We start from the raw sequence: 24,686 nt of genomic DNA on the forward strand, positions 1-24,686 counted from the left end.
TGGTATCAAAGGTTTCGCCGATAGCTCCGATATCGTTATCGTTAAAGGCTTCGTAGAAGGCACTGTAGAGTTCTTGAATTGCGGCTTTTTCTGCGTCAAAGTCGATGGGCGGTCTCGCAGCAACTACTATTTCACCAGAACTTTCGGTTGAGGAGCTTTCTGTTGGCTTTTCAGCGGATTCCTCTTCGGTGTCACCACCACATCCTACGATGCCGATGCTCATGATGCCCACTGCAAGGACAGCAAACACGAGCCACATTAATCTCGATTGCATTTTTCTAAATTCCTCCTTGTAAATTCATCGCGTCGCTTGCAAGTCAATGCTGCAAGCCAATTACATCCAAAAATCACTCTTTCCAAGCGAACATGAGACAGGAATGAGCCGATCACTAAAGTACATTTTCTTCCTACGGATGTTGTTTAAAACATTATAACTTTTTTTCAAAAGTATGTCAAGTTAATTCGTTTGGTGTCAAATGTGCGACTGTTTCAAGCATCTGAATTACGTCAGTTACCTGAATTTTAGACATACACCCTTCTTCTCCGAATCGACAAGTTGTTCCTGAACATGGCGGACAGTCGAGCTTCCGACGAATCGCCTGACACTTCGCACCCACTGGTCCGAAGCGGGTTGGATCTCCTGGTCCATAGAGTCCTATTGTGTGTATGCCTACTGCTGCAGCGAGATGCATCGGACCGCTATCGTTCCCGATAAACACACTACACTTATGCAAAATTGATGCCAATTGTGTTAGCGTTGTTTCGCCCGCAATATTAATTGATTCTCCCCGCATGCGTGCTTGGATGTCGGTAATTATCTGGATTTCGTCTTTCACACCGACAAACAGAATTTGTGCACCTTTTTGGGCAATCAACCAATCTGTGAGTTCAGCAAACCGCTCAGGCAACCATCTTTTAAGTTCGATCGGAGAACCTGGATGGATAGCAATTAATGGGTGTTCTCTGTCAATCTGATGTATAGCGAGGAAATCAGATGCCCATTTCTCGTCTTCTGTTGTCACTGAGAAGGTGGTGGTCTGGACAGGTATTGGAATATCTGCCTGCTTTAGGACATCAAGATTCCGCGTTGTTTCGTGTGTTCCCGTAAATTGGGCAAGACCCAATTTGTTCGCAACTTGTAGGGCTGCACGGTCGAGCCGTTTCGGTGTGAGTCGTAAGAACGCAAACCAGACGACACGCCAGTCGCTGCGGAGTTCCACCATCAGATCGTATTTTTGACGACGTAACGCTCGGTAAAGTTGAAACGTTTGTTTGAATGAAGTCGGTTGTCCTGTACGGCAGAAAGCCGGTGAATTGTATTCGATAACTTTACTGACATCTGGATGCTTCTCTAAAACAACGCGACTCCATGCCCCAGTAAGCACGTGCAGTTCGGTGTTCGGGTACGCCCGACGTAGATTGGAAAACACCGGTGTCGCTAACAAGACATCGCCAAGATGGTCGAGTTTGACGACGAGGGCGCGTTCGGGTGTAAAGTTCTTCGGCAGAGGTTTCCGGTAAAAGAGCCACTGCACGACAGCAGAAGCGATTAAAGTGAGAATTTCGGATGCGTTCTGAAACATCTCCTTGCAGTTTACCCAATTTGTTTGGATCTGTCAAGATGAATTCCGTAATTCCGTATAGGTCAGAATTATTCAATTCTCGGAAAAAACCACCAGCCCCGAATCGGTTTTGGATAACGCATATCTGAAAATCCGCAATTCAGACAATTCGACAATTGAATGTCTCTGCTGAATTAAACCATATTCTTGACTATTTTGTCCGAGAATGTTATCTTTATCTTCAATTTAATGGGAACAGTGTGTCTCTGCTGCTGTCCTTAATCTTAAATTAGTTGAAGAACTTGATTAGAGAGGTAATTATATCATGACTATAAATCTACAAAAATTTTTCCTACTCACTGTTGGCTTGCTGTTTTTCATACTTGGATGCGCTCGCGATCGCACGGAGGTTCTAATACCCGACCACGTTTCACCGCCGATGGATGTCCACGAAACTGACGATGTTGCTAAGGCTTCCTTTGAACATGACCTTTTACCTATCCTTACGGCGAGATGTGCACTCTCTGGATGCCACGTCGCTGACGGACCTCACGGTTTAGATTTCAGAACCTACGAATCTTTTCTTGCTGGCGGGGAGCACGGGCCCGCTTTCGTCCCGGGGAATGCTCAAGACAGCGAGATTGTTGAACAGATCGTTTCTGGCACAATGCCTCCTGGCGGTCCGCCGCTGTCCGCTGCCGAGATTAAACTTTTCGTTGATTGGATTAATCAGCAAGAAGCCCAAGACGGGGGCGTCAAGCATGCACACGGCGACGAGCATGCTGTTGAAGAGGTCATACCTGAAGATATGGGTGACGCTCATGAAGACGATGACGACGCTCACGATGAAGACATGGATGACGACCATGGTGATGTTCATGATGACCATGATGACGACGCTCAGTGAGAATCAATAGGTAACTTGGGTTATTCCATTTCTGCAAACTGTTGGATGTCAATGTAAAGGAATTAGTTTTCCTTTGCACCGTTGTTGATCCAATCAATAATGCTTTGAATCTCAATGGCTTCCAATGGAGACCCCTCAGGCGGCATTTTGCCTTTAACAATCTCTTCTACAAGTTCGCTCTCGCGGGCGTTCCCTGCAATAACTATAGCACCATGCTCCCCTCCCTTTTGAAGTGTCGCGTAAGTTCTGAGATCCACATCTTCGGGTCCATTGGCAACATGACATCCGGCAACGGCGCATCGCGCTGTGAGGATAGGTAAAATATCGGTCTCAAAGGATGGACTCAGTCTACCGCCAACTGTTGGATTGTCAAATACCAAATTCAACTCAGCAGCAGAGTCGTCAAAACTTTTACCACACCCCTGAATGCAAAACACTATACCAACAAAAAGCACAAACGCTGCTTTTATATTCATCGTATACATAATGGTCTTTTCTCACTTTCATAGAAAATAAAGGTTTAACAACATAAATAACAAGAATCTCAACGGATTGTAATTGGATACCTGCAAAATTGATGCCAGTTTTAATTCCCGTAAACTACTCACAAATTTTATTATTTTGTTCATTTTTTGGACAAAGATGTTCAAAGTTTTTCGATTTTTTAATTCAACAGGACTTACGCACATTGCGTAAATATTGGACGTTTAGATGCCAAAATCGGTAATTTCTGTTCTTTATATAAACCCCCTAAATCTCCCTAATCAGGTGGAGTGCGTAAGTCCTATTCAATAAGCCCAAGCAATAAGACACTTCTCACATACTTCAAACTTGGCATAACATTTGCTATAGAATGTAAGAGAGCCCTCTTTCTCCTGAGGAAAATACAGAGCGATGCAACAGGCTCTCCCACATCTCAATTGCTGCATTGCCCTGTTTATTATGTATGCTGGAAAGGGTAATGTAAACACTGCCTAAATACTCGAAAGGAGATTTGGTGGATTTTAGGCTAATTGGACACAATGCAGCGGCGCGGTTAAGGAACCCCGCCTATCAAATGTTGCTAAGTCTTCACACCCACTCTGCCTGAAAGGTCCATTTATTTTTAGAATTTACCATCTATTATTATGCGTATAACACACCGTTTTTTTTTTCATCTGTCTCGGATTACTGTTTTACTTGTCTGGGTGCGATTCTGTGGAAGATGAAGATAATGTATTATTGCCCGACGGCTCTTCCTCCGAATCCGAAAATGTGCAGTTTACATCTGGGCAAACTGGTATTTCTACTAACATTGAGGTTTCCTTTGAACAGAACCTTTTACCTATCCTTACAGCGAGATGTGCCTTTGCTGGTTGTCACGTTGCTGGCGGTCCCGAGGGCATTGATCTCAGTACATATCAAACTTTCATAAGTGCAGGAGAGGAGCTATTCATTCCTGGGAATGCTCGGTCAAGCGATATTATCGAAGAAATCGTCTCAGGAAGAATGCCACCTGGGGGTCCCCGGCTATCAGATGCTGAAATCCAACTTTTCGTTGATTGGATCAATCAACAGGAACCACTATCCCGTAATTGGGGTGATGACGATGACGATGATTGGGACGATGATGACGATGACGATGACGATGACGACGATGACGATGATGATGACGACTAACATTTATTTTAGTGTTACTGCTCAGAGTCTCGTAAGAGCCAATAAAGTCTTGACACAACAGACTTCTCGAACGATGAAGGACAATTACTCATGAAGACAAATACACGCATACACTTCTTATTCACTCTTGGCTTACTATTTCTTGCCCTCAGTTGTGGGCCTGATGGGAGTGACATCCTACGCCCCTCTGACATATTCGATGTTACACAGACATTGCTCGCGGAAACGAAGGAGTCTCCTAACACTCAGGCTCCCCTTGACACTGAGGGTACCTATAACACAGTGCTTGCACCTATCCTCACAGAACGTTGCGCTATTAGAGGTTGTCACGTTACTGGTGGTCCAAAGAACCTTGATTTTACTACATATAGCAGCTTCACGAAAGGTGGCGATGATGGTCCAATATTTATCCCGGGCAGTGCTAAAGATAGCACTATTATTAAGGAAATCGTTTCAGGCAGAATGCCGCCTTACGGGGATCCGTTGACTCCTGCCCAAATTCAGCCATTTAGGGATTGGATTAATCAAAGTGCAGCCGATGACAGTTCAGGTGACGATAAGCCTGACAGCCAGGCCTCCGTTTTGCTGGATACACCCGATGCAGTTGAAATAACCCATTACAGCAATTGGCAACTCACAGAACGCGCACCGCCTACGGTTCGTGATGGCATAACGATATTTACAAAGGTAGTGTTTGCTAAAAATGCGCCTTATAGAGTTGCCAATGATTCCTCAGCGCGTCCGGACATAAGATATGTATTATCGAGATCTGACGGGAGCAAAGTGGAGAGGCGTTATAGTATTGTACCGCGGGACTCTGCTGGTAGCAACTTTGTAAGTGCCGACTGCAAGCCTATAGAGGGCACAAAAATATTTGTCTGCAAGTACACGCTTCCTGTTTCTGACTTCACGGAATTTTCTGTAAATGTCCTCGGTATTGTACTTGATGGCACTTCGTTGAAGATCGACTCAAAACGGGTCCCGGAACAACAAGAAGTACTTCAACAACCAGGGCAACAACTGCCTACGTCTCAGGTTGTCTCCTTTGAACAGGATCTCTTGCCTATCCTCAGAGCAAGATGTGCCTTTGCTGGTTGCCATGTTGCCGGAGGTCCTAACGGCATTGATCTCAGTACATATCAATCTTTCATAAAAGGTGGAAATGAGGGGCCTATATTTGAACCTGGGCATGCTCGGTCGAGCGATATTATTGAGGAAATCGTTTCAGGTAGAATGCCCATCGGTGGTCCGCAGCTATCCAATGCGGAAATTCAACGCTTTATTGATTGGATTAACAGTCAAGAAACAATCCTTGATAGACCCGTTGATGAACTATCTGAGACACAAACTCCGGAATCCACTGATGGTACAGTTTCTTTTCAACAGGACCTTCTACCTATTCTCACGGCGAGGTGTGCATATAGTGGTTGTCATGATGCTAACGGTCCCGACAACCTTGATTTCAGGACATACCAAACTTTCATAAGGAGCGCAGAGGACGAGGATGTATTTGTCCCAGGTAATGCCCAAAGCAGCGATATTATTGAAGAAATTGTCTCTGGTAGAATGCCTCTTGGCGGTCCTTCGCTGACTGCTGCGCAAATTCAACTCTTCAGAGATTGGATTAATCAGCAAGACCCTGCCGATTTTCCTAACCTCCGTTACGATGATGACGACGATGATCATGATGACGATGACGACTACAACGATGATCATGACGACGACTACGACGATGATGACGATGACGACGATGATGACGATGATGACGATGATGACGATGACGACGACGATGATGACTAAAAGAATTCTGATGCCTTCGTTACTTCAAAACGTCGTAGAGGCTGGTTACGAAACCAGCCTCTATGCTTAATCCCACCTTCTTTTTATTCTATAAACAGTAAGCCCAAACCCATTTGCATTCAGCGGGTAGATGCTGCTATACTATTTTCAGTTGTTTCTATCCTCCACAGACCGATCCAGGCGTATGCAATTCATCAAGCATTTTTCAGAGATTAACGAGACTGATTTAACCCATGTCGGTGGAAAAGGGCTGAATCTTGGAAAGTTGACGAGAGCAGGGTTCCGGGTGCCGCAAGGTTTTTGTGTCACCACAGATGCCTACCGATTGTCTGTCCGAGGTTTATCGGAACAGAATGAAAGCAGCGTTAAGGACATCGAACTGCCACCAGAACTCGTTGCAGCAGTCCGCGCGGCGCGGGAGCAATTGCAGACAGCCACAGTCGCAGTACGCTCCAGTGCGACTGCAGAGGATTTGGCAGAAGCGAGTTTTGCTGGGCAGCAGGACACCTTTTTGAATGTAACGTCTGATGGACTCTTAGATGCGCTCAAGGCGTGTTGGGCATCGCTCTGGTCAGAACGGGCAATTGCTTATCGGCAGACACAGACCATTGCCGATGAAGGTTTAGCAATGGCGGTTGTGGTTCAAGAAATGTGCGACGCAGATGTCTCTGGTGTGCTTTTTACTGTCAGTCCTTTTGATCCCGATGTCTCCATTGTTGAGTCGAATTGGGGGTTGGGTGAATCGGTCGTATCCGGTGCTATCACGCCTGATAGTTTCCATGTCTCGCGGGAGACTGGCGAGGTTGTCGAAAGCAATATCGCTGTAAAACGGGAGATGATAACAGCCACAGGTGTAAACGAAGTATCGTCTCCACAACAGGACATTCCGAGTCTGACGGATACGCAACTAAAGGAACTCGTCCAACTCGGTAGGCAAGTTGAAACCTGCTACGAACAACCGATGGATATTGAGTGGGCACTCGCGGATGGACAGTTTGTTCTGTTACAGGCACGCCTCATCACGGTCCAGGATACCGTATCTAAGGCTCCTAAGGGGGCTGTTGAGGAACTCCGACAGGAGGAGATTCGGCTGTTGGAGGCGCGCGCCGAAATGCACGGGACGGTCTGGTGTCATCACAATCTCGCGGAGGTGCTACCGGCTCCACTACCGATGACGTGGGGGATTATGAAGGAATTCATGTCGGGTGCTGGTGGGTTGGGTAAAGCGTATCGCAGCTTGGGATTTTACCCAAGTAAGCGGGTGGATAACGAAGGCGTTCTTGACCTTATCTGTGGGCGAATTTACGTTAATTTGAACAGCGAAGCAGAACTACACTTCGATGGTTTCCCCTTTGCACACGATTTTGAAGCATTGAAGCGGAATCCACAGCAGGCGATGTATGCACAAGCACAAACTGACATTAAGCGAAGTAACGCCTCATTTTGGTTGAAACTACCACTCCATATTGTTCGTATGAGCAGAGCAGAGATACGTTTACGGCAGTGTCGCTCGGACTTTGATCGGCTACTAACAGAAGAGGTGTTCCCCGCATTTCAGGCAGAAGTTGAAGCAGAACGAGAGATTTTATATGCGGACTTATCGGATCCAGAATTGCTGGCGAAATTTCAAACGTGGCGCGCCAAGACCTTAGACAATTTCGCACCGAAGGCACTCACTGCTACGCTTCTTGCTGGCTTTTCGCTACAAAGGTTAGAGGTAGGACTTCAGAAGCACCTTGATGAGACTGCAGCAAAGGTACTCGCAAGCAAACTTATTAGTGGGCTTTCTGGTAATCTCACCGTTGAAACCAATGAGAAACTGTGGCAGGTAGCGACTGGAGAACTAACACTTACCGATTTCCTAAAAGATTACGGACATCGTGCGGTTGACGAGTTTGAATTGGCGCAACCGCGTTGGCGCGAAGATACCACCTATCTTGAACAGATTGTTGCATCGTTTCGTCAGGAAGGTACACAGGCACAGGAAAATGGTCCGCGTTTTGGGGGACGGATAGAACAACGCGAGTCCGCAGAAAAGGAACTCGCTGCAATCCTTGAAGAGAAGGCAAGTTTGCGAAAACAGATTGAGAGTGAACTCGATTTCACGAGACGTTATATGCCCTTCAGGGAGACAGCGAAATTCTACCTCATGCTTGGCTATGAACAGATCCGACGCGCTTTGCTTGAATTGGATCGCCGTTATCAGCTCGATGGCGGTATTTTCTATCTTATGCCAGATGAATTAAAGCAGCTGATTGACGGCGAGACTTTTGATGAGGTCATCGCTACACGCGAAAAGAGGCGTGAACTGATGCTACAGATTGAGGTGCCCGATGTCATTTTCAGTGATGTCTTGGAGGATATAGGCGCACCGATCTCGACAGACACCGCGGAGACATATACAGGGGTAGGTGTTTCCGCGGGTGTCGCAACTGGAAAAGCACGTGTACTGCTGACACCAACGGATGTACGTCCATCTGATCGAAATTACATTTTAGTGTGTCCCTCAACCGATCCCGCGTGGACACCCCTGTTTCTACATGCAGTGGGACTTGTGATGGAACGTGGCGGTATCCTATCACACGGTGCGGTTGTTGCGAGAGAGTATGGTGTGCCTGCTGTAGCGAACGTTCCGAACGCAACGCAGCACATCGCTGATGGACAGACACTTCAGGTTGATGGAAATCAAGGAACGGTCTCAATTTTCCCCGACACACCATAGTGGAGAGACAGGACATGATGTTTGATACCTATTGGCATAAATTATATCAGAAGCGCAGGAAAACTCGCAGAGCATTCCTGATTTCGTTGGTCTTGCACACCATCGCGATCGGAATTATGAGTCTTGGTTATATCCGGTGGTATCACCCGATGCAACCTTCGGAACCCCTCGTCTCTGAAGCCATTGCCGTGACGGATCTTCAACGTTTTCATGTAAGTAGTACCCGCAAACGTTCTATGTCAACCACGCGGCGTTCAACACCGGTGCGTTCTAAAACCTCGCCTACTGTTAATCAGAACATCGCAAAGCCGATCCGTTCAGTACGTCCAACTGCATCCAGCGCGTCAATTCCCGTGTTAAGAACGGATGCCCGACTCCCAATGGCTGAGACCTCTCTGCACAAACAAACGACAAAAACTCCCGCGTGGAAAACAATTGCGACCGCGCATACCAAAACACCTACGATCGCACCCACACCTAAACTCTTACAGGAACAGGCTGCAATGAAGGAGGAAACAGGTGATAAAAGTCCCGCACCCCCAATTGACAGGGATGGGCGAATGGGAGAAGCACTCGAAGGAATCGCGGAGAGTATCGCTGATAGCCAAGCTGAAACTCCTGTTGACCTCGTTTTTCTGCTTGACATTAGTGGGAGTATGATAGATAATATTCGTGCAGTCGGCAGACAACTCAATCGGATGGTAACCGTATTTGAGGAGAAACGGATTGACTTTACACTCGGTATCGTTATTTTTAGGTATCTTGAGAGTGATACAATCATCCATCCCCAAACGCGGGACAGTGAGAGATACAAACGATTGTTGACTTCGCACGTTGTCGCTACTGCAGGTGATGAACGCGCGCACAATGCCATCATAAAAACGATTCGCCGCGTCGATTTTCGGGAAGACGTAAAGCGTCGATTTATCCTTGTTACTGACGAAGCGAGCAAAGGGTCTTATACGCTACCAGAGGTATTGGCACAGTGCTTCCAAAACAATATCACCGTGGATGTCATCGGTATTAATCATACAACCCATAGGGCTTTAACCTCTAAAACCGGGGGACTCTGGTATCCCATTCCAATACAGGAATAGTTTTCAGTTAAGAGGTTTAGTTTTAACGAAAACTTAGCCCATAACGAAGTGGAGGGGTTTTGCTTGGGTATTTCTTCAGATCTACGGAAAGGTACTTCAAGTTCCCAACCCGCCTCAACGGACCGTTAGGAACATTAGAAAAGCGTTAAGAGATATGTTATAAAGTGAGCTTAGCCCGTAATGAAATGGAGGGCGGCTCCAGAGAAAGGCACTTCAAATGCCAATCACTCGTCAGTCAACCGCAAGGAATATTAAAAAGATGAAATGGTCATTGAATACGTATCAAACTTGCCAAGAATGGGAACTCGGACGCATACTTGACACCGCTGAGGCAACCGGCTATCACGGTGTCGAATTGTTGATGGACTACAAGCAGAAACACGGCTTTGAGTGGGATACGCCAAGAGAGGCTTGGGACGCATTAAAGGCACAGGTAGACGCGAGTGATGTTGTTATCTCCTCGCTTACCAGTTGCCAAAATTTCCATTCCGAGAACGCTGCTGACCGCGAGGAGACCGTCCGACGCGTTACGCGCGTAATCGACATGGCGGAATTTATGGACTGCGACCATGTCCGAGTCCTCGGTGACCGATATACCGAGGAGAATCGAGATGCCATTGTCGGTTACGTCACAGATGGTCTGAAGGCTCTCGGCACCTATGCCGGTGAGAAAGACATTACTGTTTCTATTGAGATGCACGGATCCTTCACAGATCCCGATTCGGCGATGCAAGTGATTGACGGTGTGAACCTTCCAAGTGTCGGTTTCGTCTTCAATTCACAATTCATTGGTTGCGATGCTGGCAGTATTGAACCGCTCTTTTCACGCGTGGCTTCACATATCACGGCAGTGCATACACACCGGGTAGAGGAACCAGAAACGTTTGACCTTTATCGACAGATGTTCCAATGGCTTGATCGCATCGGTTTCTCAGGCTACATATCCAATGAGTGTGCTTATACGGGACCTGATCCAGAGAAGGTACTTGCACTCTATGTCGGGCTTTTCAAGGCATTTGTCTAACTTAAGACTTACGCATTTCCTCTTAAAGTCTCCCTGATAAGGGGGATTTAGGGGGTTAAAAATGGATATACAGCAATCCGCACACCTTTATAAACGAGTCGCAATCCCAGACGCATTTCTGAACGAAACAGATGGAAACGCATGGGGGGGTGATATCCGTATCGGTGATTTGACAGGCAACGGCACTGTCGATTTTCTGGTGTACAAATCGCTCGGCGGTATTCATCCCTGTTTTCTTGGCGCGTTTACACTGGAAGGCGAACCCCTTTGGTCGATTGGTGACAAACATCTTGAAATCAGAGACGCGGATGCTAAGGGTGCTTATCTAACAACACTTTCACCTGACCGTCCCGGTCCCGTCGCTATTCACGACATTGATGCTGATGGGCAGGCAGAGGTTATCTGTTTCTGGATAGATAAAGATGCCTCAGAGGTGAGTAAGTGGGACTTGTCCGCAATTCACTTGATGATTTTAGATGGTGCCACGGGTGCTGTTAAGCAAACCCTTGCTCCAGATGCCTTGCGTCAGTGCAATGCCTATGCTGACGGCGAACTCCATATCTCCAACTATGTCCATCAGCGATTGATGATCGCCAATTTCTCTGGAAACGCCCAACCGCAGGATTTTGTCGTAAAAGTAGGTGTGAACCTACTCGCCTTTAACCACAAATTGGAACTGCTCTGGCAGTATACCGACGAGTGGTTTCGCTACCCAAAACATTCCGCATATATTCCAGCAGTCGGCGATTTTAATGACGATGGACTTGATGAAGTCAACGGCGGGAATTTCGGACTCGCTGCCGATGGCACTGTGCTTTGGAATCGCTTTTTTGGTGATAACATGGACTCTGTCTTAGTTTCCGAATGGGAGGGTAATAATCGGGCTATCCTTTCCGGGGGTGGACAGGTGGTGGATGCCGCGGGTCAACCAATCCTCTCGCTTGGCTTTGATGTTGTCCCGCACGGTCAGGAGATTCGGTGTGGTAAATTCCTCCCAGATACCTCCGCCAATGCTTTAGTTATCCGCTATAATGGACACCATACGGACTTGATGATTGTGGACAACAGTGGGCAGATCAGAAGTCGATTTCAGGTTGATGAGACACCGAACAATACAGGTTTGGAGGTTATCCGTTGGAACGGTACGGGACATCCTGAATTGATTTATAGTCCGGCTGCACTTTACGATGGTGATGGAAACAGGGCGGTCGTATTCCCTGAACTTCCGTCACCCACCGGTGGCAAGATGGGATGGTATCACTGCTTCCCGGCGGATGTCTGCGGCGACGCACGCGAAGAGGTTATCCTCTACGATCCGTATACCGATGCTGTCTATATTTATACACCGACACCTTTTCAACCTGACCTGTTTGATAGGTATCAGCATACCGAGCGACAATACAATACACGATTGATGGACTAAAGAATGAGACGGATGGGTGGATAAAACTCTTAAGGATCGTACATCTCCGTAATAGCGTCGGAATTAACCAAACACCATCGTGAAACGTAGTGGAACGATGATCAGAGGCACATATTTAAAAACATGGAAACCAACGTTGTCAATAAATTTCTACTTATCTCAATTGATTGTTGGCGGTATGACGCGCTTAGCCGAACCAACCCCCTTTTCAACACACCGAAGTTTGATCTGCTGACGCAGGATTTCTCGCTCGCCGAAAAGTTTTTCGTATCGGCACCCGCGACCCGTCCTTCCCATACTTCCTATTTTACGGGACTTTATCCATTTGAACACGGGGTCTACGGTCAAACCTACCTCAAAATGTTTCAGGGTATTCCGAACCTGTTTCAGATATTCAATGATGCTGGCTACCATATCACAGGACGCTCTGAACGTCCAGAGGTGTTTCGATTCCTCGACTTTGAGCCGTTCATCACATCGATCGACCCGAACGCGGAAGCGCAGCATCTCGGTTCACTTGAGGACCACCTTAAACAGCCCCTGGACATGCCACAATTCTGTTTTCTGCACTTCTGGTATACACACGGCGGTTACGGCATGGGCGGGATTCCCGGCGCACCAAGCCTCAAGTCGCTCGTTGATAACGGTCGGATGGATGAGGCGTTGCGTATCTACTACGCCGCTGCGACGCATATCCTCGAATTTAAACTGGTTGAAATCCTGAAACAACTTCGACTTTCGGATTGGGCGGTCTTCATTTTTGGAGACCACGGTGAGGGTATCTGCGAAGAGCTTATTGATCACGGCAGTACGCTCAATCAGAACGTACTACACGTGCCGTTGTTAGCGCATATTCCCGGTGTATCAAACCTTGAATTCCCGAAGCCACCGATTTCAGCAATTGATCTCTTCCCTACAATTCTAAACCTTGCGGATATTGATGTGGATTATCAGGGATATGGACAGGACCTGCTATCTCCATCAAAATTTGATGAAAACCGGTTGGTATTGTCGGAGTTGGATAGTCTTTACGGCATCGGGTTTCTCAGTAAAAACAACTTAGAGATGCCACACCATCGAGTGACATCTCGGACAACGGTTGACAACGTTGAGATTAACAAGTATTCGGAAGGGGTTCGGCTCTGGTCATTAACAGATGGTGCCCATCTCTACCGCGAAGATGAACAGACGGGTGAGTTTGTGTATCGACGTGTACTGAGTGGCGAAGATCTCACTTGTGAAGATCCAGATCGCTTTCGTGACGCTTACGACGACATCTTGATGAATTCCAATTATCAACACTTACAAGCGCAAGAATCCACGACTGAGGAGACGGAGATTCTGGAAGGCAAGTTGCGGAATTTGGGCTATGTTGAATGAATTGGCTGTCGGAGGTCGAGAGTCGTGATTCCCCGCTACAAGTGAAAATCAAAACGCCTATGGACTCCAAGCGTCCATGGGCGTTTTGCGTTAATGACTATCGGTTGTCAAATCTCTTTAATGTTGGTTAATGGGAAAGACACTTTCACTATCAGGCTTGAACGGGTTGTTGTTTACCAACGGAATGTTCCCTTTCTTCCGTTCAACGAGTGCCCAATCGCCTGTTCTCCAATGCTTTTCATAGGCGTAGATAACATCGGAATCTTCAAATTCCAGCCAGACACACTTTGCCTGCGGGTGAATCTCATCATCTACGGAGGCAACAGCATGCTCGTGGTTTGCAGACCAGATAAGGCACTTTTGCTTGAGTTCTTGTGCTTCTCCGTGCGGCAGTGTGAATAGATTCCTATATCTCATCACCTACCTCTACAGTTCGTGAATTGTTACCTCAAGCGTTTCCAAGTCTACAACAGCAACCGTCGCTTTTCCCGTCGTCCACCCACCTGTTTCCCCAGGATTTACCAAGAGTGATTCTCCCTTTTGGATGTCTACCTGATGGGTGTGTCCATAAACAACGATGTCATAATCGCCGCTTTTGGCAATCGGGATGGCGAATTCAGGGTAGTGCATCACGGCGATGTTCTTTTCACCGAGCGACGCGCTTGCGAGGTTAGGGTGCACCTCACCATCGATGGCTTCAAACCGTTTCGCAACAACGAGGCGTTCACCGTCGTTATTTCCGAATACACCGACAACACCACAATTTAAGTCCCCTAATGGGTCAATAGCAAACGGAGCAATAAAATCGCCAGCATGGACAACGAGGTCCACACCGATTTCGTTAAAAAGTGCGACAGCACGTTTGACGTTTGGGATATTGTCGTGGCTGTCGGACATAACACCAAGTTTCATATTTTTAAATTTCCTTTTTAATGGTTATCAGTTATCGGTTATCGGTTTTCAGAAGGAAGGGTTATCAATATTAGCAAGTGTTCTAAAGTGTGCGAAAGTTATGAAATTATCAACTTTACGGATTTCTCAACTTTACTCTCACTGCGAGGCAACTTTACGAGACTTTACTGGACTTTACGGACTTTTTTAACTGACCACCCATAACCATTTACATTACGGGTTTAAATATTGCAAACCTGTTTAGGCGACTACCGAGACAGGTATTCTGTGGATAACGTTGCCAAGGTAACCCTTAGGATTCCACGGTTGCGTAAAGGGCTGCGCAGTCCCTGTATCGTCGTACGCGCGTGCCCATATTTCATAATAGCCTCTGTTTGCAAAGGTAAGTTCGGTTTCCCAGTGATACCAAGCGTATCTGTTTGATGGCTGGATCAACTGGGTTTCTTGCCACTGCAGACCGAAATCTGTAGAGACCATAACGTTATCAATTTGGTTTTCACCTGCCCATGCGTGTCCTTGGACCTTTATAGGCGTGCCAGCACTGAATTCCAAAGGTGATTGGGGTTGCGTAATCAAGGATTTAACCTGCAAAGCAGTCGCAATACGCATGTCCTCGATCGGTGGTTTATCTCCGGGTGCTATCGGATAAGCCGGGACGCGATAGGAATAGCCACTCATTTTTTCGGAGTCATGAACCCTATCCCTTACCCAAATACGGTTAAGCCACTTCTGCATCGCACTACCGATCCATCCAGGCACAATTAATCTCGCTGGGAATCCGTGGGCTGCTGGTAACGCCTCTCCATTCATCTTCAAAGCGATGAGCGTGTGTTCATCCATCGCCTTCTCAATCGGAATTCCGCGTGAAAAGGGTTCACTGCCATCATTGGATATGTCTTCCCCGTAGTTTCCTGTATAGACAGCATTCGGCTTCACACCCGCGGCTTGCAAGACATCACGCAAGCGGACACCGGTCCATTCACTACAAGCGACCGCGCCGCGTTGCCACGGGGTCCCGTCAACCTTCGGTTCAAATAGGCTTCTCCCATTCCCCGCGCATTCCAATACGACTTCCATGGTGACTTGTGGGAAACGCGCTAAATCGTCCATTGACAGTGCCAGTTCTTTATGGACTTCACCGTCTATGACCAATTGCCATCCCCGGAGGTCTCTATTCACTGCTCGTTCTGGAATGCCGCTGTTATTACGGACAAAGTGCCGTTCTGTCGGTGTGACATCGTCGTTGAGAAGGTGGGGCGCAAACTCACCGTTAAAGGGGATTTCTGAGTGAACGAGCATGTCCGGCTTCGGAAGTCCTGCTGCGTGTGGATCTTCCAAGACAATGGGCATGAGTCCATTATCCAACAGACCTCGATCGACGGCTTCGCAACCGGCACCGAATATACCCAAACTCACGAGCAGTGCCGTTTTGCTTACCTTAGTAAGAAAGTCCCGCCTTGTTGGGTCAGGCACAGTTTCAAGTCCATCTGTAAAACTGGATTTATGTCCTGTTTTTTCCATGATTGGCGTTCTATTGAAAAAAGAGACGGGCTTTCCTCCTACCGCCAAAGCAGTGGGATTCCAGCCCGAAAGATAGGGCGAGGTAACATCGCCCTCCACAGTTAATCATCGTCGCGTTCGCTCAGCAACTCACCTCGTGCCAGACGTTCCGCGTTCTCAGTAGACCACAGAATATTTTTCATCAATTTCTGTGCCGTGATGTAACGTGTCGCTGCCAATAGATGCATCCGTTGTTCTTCAAAGTCGTCTGTCAAGTCGTAATGCCGGAAGGCGACTTCGAGAACTTGGAACATGTGGAGTTCCGCGTCTTCACGTAGCAGAATATGTGCGAGTGCTCGTTTCAAAGCGTCGATGTCGTGCCCTTCTTCGAGATACTGATTCACAAGAATTTCCGCCTCGTAGACTTTTTGGAAGTCGGCGAACTCTTGGAGTCGATCTAACATCTTGTCAGCAGAGTCGTAAGTTTCATCAGGTATCCGTTGCCCGGGTCTCGGAATACGGGCGGCGGGCATGTTCAACCAGCGCAAATATGCCAAAAAAACGACCCCGTGGAAAATGCCACGTAGAAGGTTAGCACTCGGTGCATACTGAAACGCATGATAGAGGGCGTGTGCATAAGAGTAAATGTTCGCAACATCGTGCCAATCTCCTTCGTTTTTCAGATGGAACCGGGCAGTGCGAACCGCCGAAGCATAAGTCATCGCACGACAGATGTCGGTTGGATTGACACCGGCGCGAAGTTTCTCTTCAACCACGGCGACAGTAGGTTCAAACTCGTCACCGAGCAGCGTCTGTGTAAACGCTGAAATATCAAGTTCTGCTTCGTTTGCCTGATTGTCCTCCCATATACTCTCGAGTCTCTCAAAGACGGGTTCTAAGACAGGAACAGCGTCAGCCCACCGCGAAGTTTCTTCATGCCGTGTTCGACTGACCAAATCAACGACAATCGGACGCAGTATCTCGTGTGATCCTTCCCAGTTGACGTAATCCAACGCTTCAAACATTTTATTTCCAAAATCGAGCGCGTGTCCGTCGCCAGTGAAGTAATAGTCTGTTGCTGCCGTGTATACGAAGTCTGCGAGGACCGATTTATCGTAGCCTCGGTCATTCAGCGTTAGCAAGATGCGCTCTGCTGCACCGCTGTGGCGTTTATCAATAAAATAACGGAACCAGCGCATCAGTGTTTCGAGGTCGTGTTCCTCGTTCATTCTCGGGAAGGGGGCGCGATAGGGCCGTGCACTTCCCGTTGTTCTACGGCTGATCTGACTTAATCCGTGTACAAGAAACAGGTTGTGGTCTTCTGGATCAACGTCGTCCCACAGGTTCGCTGCCAGTGTGAGGATAGCAACACCTGACGACCAGCCATCGCTACTTTTATGTGCACCGTAGTGGAGTCCTTGTTGGATAATCTCCGCAGGTGTCGCGCCAGCATCCCGCAGTGCTGTGACAGCCTTGGCGATAAAAAAGGTGCTGCGGTCCTTGAGACCACGTTCAAGTGCACGCTTGCCGTTTGCGATAACACGCTGTTTTGCTGCCTCTCGCTCACCTTTCCCTAACCCGACGTACAAATAACCATCCTCTCGGGCTTCAACGGGAAAGGCTTTCAAGTCATCGCCGAATGCCAGGAAACAGGCACCCGATTTGAGGTCAAATTCCCAATGGTGCCAATGGCAGATCAGTACACCATCTCGGATACTCCCTTTGGACATCGGATACCCCATGTGTGGGCAACGATTGTCAACAGCGTAAAATTTATCGCCGGACTTGAAAACAGCCAGATGCGTACCGTTGACATGAAAGGGTTTGCCTTCGAGTTCCTCAAAATCCTCTGCGGGGCACAGTTGATGATACTCAAGTTCGGTTTCTTCTATCGTAGGTAATGGTGGTGCTTCAACGTGAATGGAACCGATACCCGTTTCTTCAAGAGCAGAAGTTGGCGTTTGCACAGTCTTTTCCTCCTATTGAAGATTTTTCTTTCGCATTTTTGGATAGTAAACATTTCACACGTAGTTAATAAAAGTATATTCTACTTTCCAAAAAATGTAAAGAAAAAAGAATGGCTGCGGCAGGGTTATTTAGTTTTCGGTTTTTCGTCCAATTTTAGATACCCCAAGCCCCGGTGGGGTTTTGCTTGGGTGTTTCTGCGGATTTCTTCACGGTTTGCCACCGCACCATAAGTGTCAATTTAAGAAAGAACGGTCTCCATCCCAGGCACGAGAGGTGCTGTTTTCAAACGCGTCGGGTTTTAGACGTAAACCGTGTACACGTAAGAATCCTTCTTTAGTCCCGTAGGGACGGTATCTATGTAGAAATCGGAATCAAAGAAAGATAAAGCCCCGTAGGGGCGGCATTTGTAGGGACGTTCTATGAAATACAACGAAATATCTAAATTGACACTATGGTGCAGTTTCCTAACCGCACCGGGCATAGCCAAAAACAGTAGATCCTTTTAAGAGGAATCGTCAATCAGAATTGGTATTACTTCAATACCTCTGCAATTGGAATTATATCTTTATCAGGGATAGAGGTAAGTTTCATAAAATGGTAAAGGTCGTTTCCGAGGCCTTGGAGATTCATATTAGCGGGTATAGTGTTGGTTAAACCAGATCCGACTTCAGCATCAAAGTTTATATATTCTCTGTCATGCAAATCTTTGCATTCATACAAAACTGAGTAGAGTTCCTTTGAGAATCCTCCATAGTCTCGATAGTCTTCATTGCGTAAGCCAAAACGATCTTTCACTACGGCGAGTTTCAATATACAGAGCTGCCGATAGGTAAGTTCTTCAGCTACCTTTATCAATTGGTGCCCCATATCCGTGCTGATATTTGAATCAAATGCGATACTCGCTTTCAAATGTCCGATATACGGAATTTTCTTTTCCTGTGGTTCTCTCTGGCACTTCAACATTATGGCCTCTGCAATTTCTTCTGCATCCGATCTACCTGTTGGCTTCTCATCGAAAAACCCATCATTACGGAGATTTTCACCATTTTCTAAACGTTGGTGAATTTCAAATGTGGCAATTGCCAACACTTTACCGACTCGGTAATTTTCTTGTGGTGACAATTGTCGCTCCGAGAATTCCTGTCCAATGTTTTTCAATGCCATAGCAGCTACGGTACCACCAATACTGCCGAAAGTCGCTGTGATTGGATCGCCAGCAAGAAAACCCAATACTCCTCCAATACCGCTGCCGACTATCTCTGCATAGTTGTTGAAAAGTTGCGTTACATCATTATCTTTCTTCATCCTTAAACCCTAATTATTCCCCAAAATCCCCAATAGAGGCACACAACGTTGCGGCATTTTCATTGAATCTTATTTTTATTTCAAACAATTGTCAAACATAGCAACCTACTTTCATGGTTGTGCCCACGGAAGTATAGGTTCCCATGTTTTAGTGTGATATACCATGACTGGTGCTTTGTCATAGTCTAATTGTTCAAAGGCAAGATACAGCGCATAAATCAACGCACGGTGGCCTCCATCCTCAATATAGAATGAACCATTTATGCCTTGTTCCTTCTCCTGCTCCCGCAAGTCTCTAATCCATAAATGCCCCATTAACCGAGGATCAAATCGGGCACTAAGAACAAAATGACTTTTAAACCAATCATCTTCCTTAGATAATTCGTGGAAGATTTCGACTGGATTGTCCCCTTTATGTTTAATCTTTTTAACAATAGTTTCCAGAGTTTTGCCACACAAGGGATAACGAAGCGGGAAATACTTGTCCCAGTTTTCCTCTTCCGGTGCTACCATGAAAACTAAGTTATGAAATTGCTTAGAGCAAAGTTCTATCTTGTGGAATTCCATTTGTCTGATGTTTGCGTGAGTCTGCTTTAGTTTGTTAGGATTATTGACGAGTTCTTTTGCATCCTTTAATAAACAATCAAATGACATTTGTATTCTCCTATAGTTGATAAACCTGGACTAACTCTGTTACTTTACTAACCATTCCTCTTAAGTTTTTCCCATTCCTTTTCAAGATCGCACCGAGATTTCTTTCCGCCGTGGATGCTCGGTTCGGCACATAACAATTCGCGGAGGCGGTGTATCGCATTATGGGCATCTTCAGATGTGATGTCCAACACCTCAGTGAGCAAGCGTTGATCCAGCTCGTGGCGGACTGAATCATCCGCCGCCTCGTTAAAGGGCAACATCCGTTTATCTTTTTTATGTTTCAAAGCGTGGAAGATACGCTCGGCGTTTGCCAACGCTTCATCTGACAGACAGCGAACATCCAATGTCGGCATTTGGAGTAAGGCGGTCCTTGAACTTGCCCCTCTACCCGGTTGCTGTTTTCCACTATGTGCCCAGTGGAGTAGAAGCCCTAATGTTGAATTGCACCAGAGGGTCCATACATAATCGTAAATCGGTTTGTCAAATACGAGGGAGGGCAACGAACTTATACCAAGAACAGGTTTTTCTGTGAAGAGTGCTCCGAGAGAGTTTGCGTTGAATCTTAGCATCAAGTTGGTATGCACACGTCCACTACGTTCAAGTATCATCTGTGCTTTTTCGTGGCGATTAGGCCGTATAATGAGATGGCAATCGGGTTCAACAACCAGTGCGCGTTGTGCTGGTGCATTAACATGCCGTAAGCCTGGATAGAGATCGGTGTCCGTACAACTTTCTTCTATGTCAAACGCTCCTCGCTCCCCCTTCTCAAAAATGTCTCGATGACTGGCACTGATCTTCGCAATATCATTGACCAAGCAAATAGGAATTGCCAAAGGCGTTTTCTGTGTTGGCAACCACATCTCACCCCTTGCTAAGCGATACGCGGATTGGATGAGTGCCATCTCCTTTATCCGAACCGCTTCCCATGCTTTGTCTATCTGTAGCGGGCAGTTGAGGGCATGTCCAAGGGTATCGTCTCCGACTTTGAGCGGATTACCGCCGCTCGGTTCATCTTCTAATCGTCTTGCGTTCCCAAGCCGATGAACACTGTTCGCTACCTCAAGTGCTTCCAGGACACTTTGGGGACGGTGGTACACGGATACAAACGTTCCTCTACCGGTGTTATCGGTTTTCTTGCCCTTGGTTGCTACGACCATGCACTCTGTCATACTCGTATCTGCGGAGAAGGCGCAGCTTTCACCCTTGGCATCCGCAATCGTAATTACAACTACGTCGTGGTATTCAGTCGCCCACATATTCCGGACTTTCTGCCAGTCCGAACCCGCGAGGCAGGTGGTAGGCAGAATGATCCCGATTTTGCTCTTCCCATTCTCCCTCAGCATTTTGTCCGCAAGGTCAACAAAATCCGAAGCAAGACCGGCATTACCATCGCCAACTCGCCATTTTTTTCGTTTACGAGCTTGCCGCATCGCCCTTTCTTCTTCTTTGTCCCTGCTGCTACCCCTGAATACGGCTTTAGGTGTTCCACTGCTTGCATCGGAATCCGGTCTCGTAAACGGTGGATTTAGGACGACAACATCAAATTCGTTATGGCTGAACTCATGTTGTGTAATCACTTCTGTATCGTCTTCTCCACCAACTTGTTGGATTCCGATACTCATTATTGGAAGGGGAGGTGTTTTTTCAGGGGCATCGATAAGATCCAGCGCACCCAGAGCATAGCTGCGATCTTCTTGACTGCCGTACGGCATCGTGTGAATTCGTGTGTTACCGATTTTCAAGTCAGGATAAATGCTTGTCAGGAGAGAGGCGGTTAAGTGGCTTGCGTTCGGCATAACGTCGCATCCCACAAGATTTTCCTCTATCATCTGCGTGTGAATGCGACTTCCTTTGCCACCGGCGTGTTCGTGCAGTTCAAGAATACGTTGGTATGCGCCGTTGAGGAGTGAACCTGTTCCGCATGCGAAATCTGCCACCTTCAATTCGCTCACATTCTCCTGCGTTTTGGGGAGGACTAACGCTGATAGCAAGGCAACAGATTCGAGGCGAGTGTAGTTCGCTTTGACATATTTTCTGTCAACGATAAGACGTTGGAAGACGGTTCCAGCGAGTTCATGTATTTGTGTGAGTCTCTGGTCAACCAACTCCTTCGCTGTATCACAGAGGGTTGCGAGTATTCTATCAACAAGTTCATCATCGGTCGCGATTGCCTCTATGAGTCGTTTGGCAACATGGAAAATTGGACGGTAGTTAACCTTAAGAATGATGTTCCATCCTGCGATGACCTGCTCGTATTGAAGCCGTTTCGCATTGTCAGAGAGCATCCGTTTGAGGGACATAACCCTTTCCATCTCAGGTTTACCCGCGAGAACACTCTGGAATACAAATGCGTTGGTAACGATGAGCATCGCCATCCGTGAGGTCTGTTCGCCAGCCTTTTGGAACAGAACCGTTTCGATTTCTGCGCCGATACTCGGACGTTCTTGAATCGCTGCTTCAAGCTGCTTCGCGGCGGTCTCTATCCGTTTTTCCAACAAATCGGCGGCGGCATCTATTTTAGAAATCGGGGTTGCCCTGACGCGAATGGCGGTTGCGATGTCGGCAACACTGCCATTTAACCAACCACTTCGCGGGAAAGATTCAGGTTCTATCTCGTTATCAGGTTCTGATTCGGCGATGAATAGAATTTGATCGGGTTCGAGTTCGCGCTCTGGTTTCCGTTTATTGAGAAGTATGTAAGCGATATCTTCTGCACGCTGCATCTCTGACGCAATTTTATCTTGTGGCATCGTTCTAAATCGGGCAGGCATGCGAACACGTAGGACATTCTCAATGGTATTGTAGGTGAGACCCGTAAAGACACCCGGATCGAGGAGCATTCCGAAATGTGCTTCTGCTTGTGTTTCTCCTGAAAGGTTCGGTGTGTCGCCATCAATTTTCACCTCAATGACAACGGGGTTTCGTCCTTTTTCAGTGACAATTACATCCGGTTTTTGTGTAGCGTTGAGGAACGGTCTGGTAATTTGTTCGTTAACGCTCCATGCCTCCCGCATCGGACGTAGAACACTTACAAACGCACTGGTGATAGTGTTTTCGCTATTTGCCATAATTTTTGAACCGAATTATTTGGGAGTCAAACAATTTATGCAAATAACGCTGCGTCGGGTTGACCGCGGTAAAGCACAACACGATACTGCAAGTTCAAAGTTTCATCGGCTGCGAGATGGAGCGGTTCGTAATAAACGAGCGAGGGATGGATTAAGCAGTAGTTTTCCCGATTGCGTACCCACCACGTTGTCGGATAACGCGGGTTATCGCGATGATCAACAATGGCGACACCGTAGGTTTCGTTGTCAGTCGGATGTTGTGTTGTGAAACTACACCAACGGCTCTGTTGACCGAAGATGTCCATCGGTTCAGTGCGCCCATCGGCATCCAATAAATTTCCCGGTGTGATGATATTGTCGAATCGGATTGCCATACCACTGTAGAATCTGCCGTCTGCACCGGGTTCACCGCGCCGTAGATCCAAAACCACCTCACGTTCATTCGGTTGAAGCGTCAGCGAAACAGAAATCTGCATCGCATCGGCTGTGGGTGAATGGACGGTTATCTCTCGCTGCTCGGTGAGATGCGTTGTACCTTCCCAATCGATCCACGCGTTCTCAGTTGTTAGGCGTGCGCTGTCAGCATCCGCATTTTGGGCAACAACCCGCTGGTGAACGATTTTGCCGAAGCCTGTCGGATCGCTACCAGGTCCCGGTTGTTCCCAAAAATTGACTTCGTTGACCTTTTTCCACGCGACCCATAGTCCTTGATGATGCACATGGTCGCCGGGTTCGTTCATTGTAAGCGGCGGCGCACCGGGTAGGTTCAACGGATGACAGAAGGGACGGTTGCCGTCTTCGGGAAAATGATAGCCTAAGACCTGTTGTCCGTCCCAAGCGACAGTTAGACTGTGTTCTGTTTGTGAAAGTGTAAACATATTTTTATCCGTAATGTTGCTGGTTTCATATTTTCTAAGGAATTATAGGTTTTGCGCTGCATGATAACCGTGTTCTGTGAGCGCAGTACATATAGAGGTCCAGATAGTTCGTGCTTGTTCAACTGCCTCGGAGGCATCTGTCTCGGTAGCTCCTTGCCTATCCTCTGGGTACCGTGCTTCAACTGCCCATCGGGTTAAATTCGATAGGTCTGGATGCGCGGTTTTAAGTTGCCAGCTCTCAGGCACCAGGTCCCGCAAAGTATCCAAGTCATGCGTTCTTGGAAAATCAATCTGTAAGAAGATTAGGACCGCCTTGAATGCTTTTTCAGCAGATTGTTGGGCACACCAACAGGATTGACGAGATGGCATGTGTGGATGCCTTAAAAATGTTTCAGCTGTTGTTAAGTCTTCCTCTGCGTGGTGGAGCCAGCGGGCCGTGTCCGCGAGCCGATCATTCCTTTGCATAGCGTCCATTACCTCTCTGTTGGGCAGCGCAGGGTGCTGGGCGGATCCGCTGTGTGCGGCTGCGTTCAAGTTTTTCCAAAGGATCTTACCCTCTTGTTGGGCATACCGCAGCACGGATCCGATTCGCGTGCGACCGCGTTCCAACTCTTCCGGTGTTGATACGATGATGTCCTTTGCCACGGGGACATCAGATAGGGCACGCCCAATGTCAATGGCAGTTTTCCGTTTATCCGTGAGTTCCGCGAAAACCACGAGCAGATCTATATCACTATGCGGATCTGCGTCCCCTCGCGCCTGTGAACCGAAGAGGATAATCTGCAGCGGGTCAAATTCACGCACAATGCGCTCTGTCATGATTGAGA

Annotated in this window: 20 protein-coding genes; 8 read left to right on the plus strand and 12 right to left on the minus strand. The window is 47.4% G+C overall.

The genetic code is table 11. The features are described 5' to 3' along the window. Window positions 1–274: hypothetical protein (locus OXH39_01405; GenBank protein MCY3549087.1), on the minus strand; the 274-nt coding region annotated here is incomplete at its 3' end. A gap of 178 nt (window positions 275–452) precedes the next feature. Beyond that, the gene (gene waaF / locus OXH39_01410) at window positions 453–1,583 is read right to left on the minus strand and encodes a lipopolysaccharide heptosyltransferase II (protein ID MCY3549088.1); all 1,131 of its coding nucleotides are present in this window, start codon (window positions 1,581–1,583) and stop codon (window positions 453–455) included. Window positions 1,584–1,887: 304 nt separating this feature from the next. On the opposite strand from waaF, the gene OXH39_01415 reads away from it, so the two are divergent. Then, the gene (locus OXH39_01415) at window positions 1,888–2,469 is read left to right on the plus strand and encodes a hypothetical protein (GenBank protein MCY3549089.1); all 582 of its coding nucleotides are present in this window, start codon (window positions 1,888–1,890) and stop codon (window positions 2,467–2,469) included. Between the two features lie 62 nt (window positions 2,470–2,531). Here OXH39_01415 and OXH39_01420 read toward each other — a convergent pair whose 3' ends face one another. Beyond that, the gene (locus OXH39_01420; GenBank protein MCY3549090.1) at window positions 2,532–2,954 is read right to left on the minus strand and encodes a hypothetical protein; all 423 of its coding nucleotides are present in this window, start codon (window positions 2,952–2,954) and stop codon (window positions 2,532–2,534) included. Between the two features lie 712 nt (window positions 2,955–3,666). Between OXH39_01420 and OXH39_01425 the strand changes: the two genes are divergently transcribed. The 7 genes from OXH39_01425 to OXH39_01455 all read left to right on the plus strand — a co-directional run bounded on the left by OXH39_01425 (window position 3,667) and on the right by OXH39_01455 (window position 13,574). Then, complete coding sequence (locus tag OXH39_01425; GenBank protein MCY3549091.1) at window positions 3,667–4,128, plus strand: cytochrome c; 462 nt, start codon at window positions 3,667–3,669, stop codon at window positions 4,126–4,128. A 90-nt stretch (window positions 4,129–4,218) separates the two neighbouring features. After that, a complete protein-coding gene (locus tag OXH39_01430; protein MCY3549092.1) occupies window positions 4,219–5,928 on the plus strand; it encodes a hypothetical protein in 1,710 nt (569 codons plus the stop codon). Window positions 5,929–6,112: 184 nt separating this feature from the next. After that, complete coding sequence (locus tag OXH39_01435; GenBank protein ID MCY3549093.1) at window positions 6,113–8,650, plus strand: PEP-utilizing enzyme; 2,538 nt, start codon at window positions 6,113–6,115, stop codon at window positions 8,648–8,650. Between the two features lie 14 nt (window positions 8,651–8,664). After that, window positions 8,665–9,747: a VWA domain-containing protein gene (locus OXH39_01440; GenBank protein MCY3549094.1), complete on the plus strand. Its 1,083-nt coding sequence runs from the start codon at window positions 8,665–8,667 to the stop codon at window positions 9,745–9,747. Window positions 9,748–10,006: 259 nt separating this feature from the next. Beyond that, window positions 10,007–10,771, plus strand: coding sequence for a sugar phosphate isomerase/epimerase (locus OXH39_01445; GenBank protein MCY3549095.1), 765 nt, complete (start codon window positions 10,007–10,009; stop codon window positions 10,769–10,771). A gap of 61 nt (window positions 10,772–10,832) precedes the next feature. Further along, the gene (locus OXH39_01450) at window positions 10,833–12,194 is read left to right on the plus strand and encodes a hypothetical protein (GenBank protein ID MCY3549096.1); all 1,362 of its coding nucleotides are present in this window, start codon (window positions 10,833–10,835) and stop codon (window positions 12,192–12,194) included. 123 nt (window positions 12,195–12,317) lie between these two features. Then, on the plus strand, window positions 12,318–13,574 hold the full coding sequence (locus OXH39_01455) for a sulfatase-like hydrolase/transferase (protein ID MCY3549097.1): 1,257 nt from the start codon (window positions 12,318–12,320) through the stop codon (window positions 13,572–13,574). Between the two features lie 117 nt (window positions 13,575–13,691). Here OXH39_01455 and OXH39_01460 read toward each other — a convergent pair whose 3' ends face one another. The 9 genes from OXH39_01460 to OXH39_01500 form a co-directional block, all read right to left on the minus strand. Then, a complete protein-coding gene (locus OXH39_01460) occupies window positions 13,692–13,991 on the minus strand; it encodes a hypothetical protein (GenBank protein ID MCY3549098.1) in 300 nt (99 codons plus the stop codon). Between the two features lie 9 nt (window positions 13,992–14,000). Then, a complete protein-coding gene (locus tag OXH39_01465) occupies window positions 14,001–14,486 on the minus strand; it encodes a metallophosphoesterase (GenBank protein MCY3549099.1) in 486 nt (161 codons plus the stop codon). A gap of 240 nt (window positions 14,487–14,726) precedes the next feature. Beyond that, entirely contained in the window at window positions 14,727–16,007 is a 1,281-nt protein-coding gene (locus OXH39_01470; GenBank protein MCY3549100.1) for a sulfite oxidase, read from the minus strand. 101 nt (window positions 16,008–16,108) lie between these two features. After that, window positions 16,109–17,953 (minus strand): Rieske (2Fe-2S) protein, encoded by a 1,845-nt coding sequence (locus tag OXH39_01475; protein MCY3549101.1) that lies wholly within the window; start codon window positions 17,951–17,953, stop codon window positions 16,109–16,111. Between the two features lie 532 nt (window positions 17,954–18,485). Beyond that, entirely contained in the window at window positions 18,486–19,259 is a 774-nt protein-coding gene (locus tag OXH39_01480) for a hypothetical protein (protein MCY3549102.1), read from the minus strand. Window positions 19,260–19,370: 111 nt separating this feature from the next. After that, window positions 19,371–19,913 carry a hypothetical protein gene (locus OXH39_01485; protein ID MCY3549103.1) on the minus strand — a complete coding sequence of 181 codons (543 nt, stop codon included), beginning with the start codon at window positions 19,911–19,913 and terminating at the stop codon, window positions 19,371–19,373. Window positions 19,914–19,960: 47 nt separating this feature from the next. Next, on the minus strand, window positions 19,961–22,981 hold the full coding sequence (locus tag OXH39_01490) for a hypothetical protein (protein MCY3549104.1): 3,021 nt from the start codon (window positions 22,979–22,981) through the stop codon (window positions 19,961–19,963). A gap of 35 nt (window positions 22,982–23,016) precedes the next feature. Beyond that, window positions 23,017–23,859, minus strand: a complete 843-nt coding sequence (locus OXH39_01495; protein ID MCY3549105.1) for a PmoA family protein — start codon at window positions 23,857–23,859, stop codon at window positions 23,017–23,019. Between the two features lie 42 nt (window positions 23,860–23,901). Further along, window positions 23,902–24,686 (minus strand): HEPN domain-containing protein (locus OXH39_01500; GenBank protein ID MCY3549106.1); only part of this gene is annotated, 785 nt, incomplete at its 5' end.

This window comes from Candidatus Poribacteria bacterium (genome assembly GCA_026702755.1).
Taxonomy (GTDB): Bacteria; Poribacteria; WGA-4E; order WGA-4E; family WGA-3G; genus WGA-3G.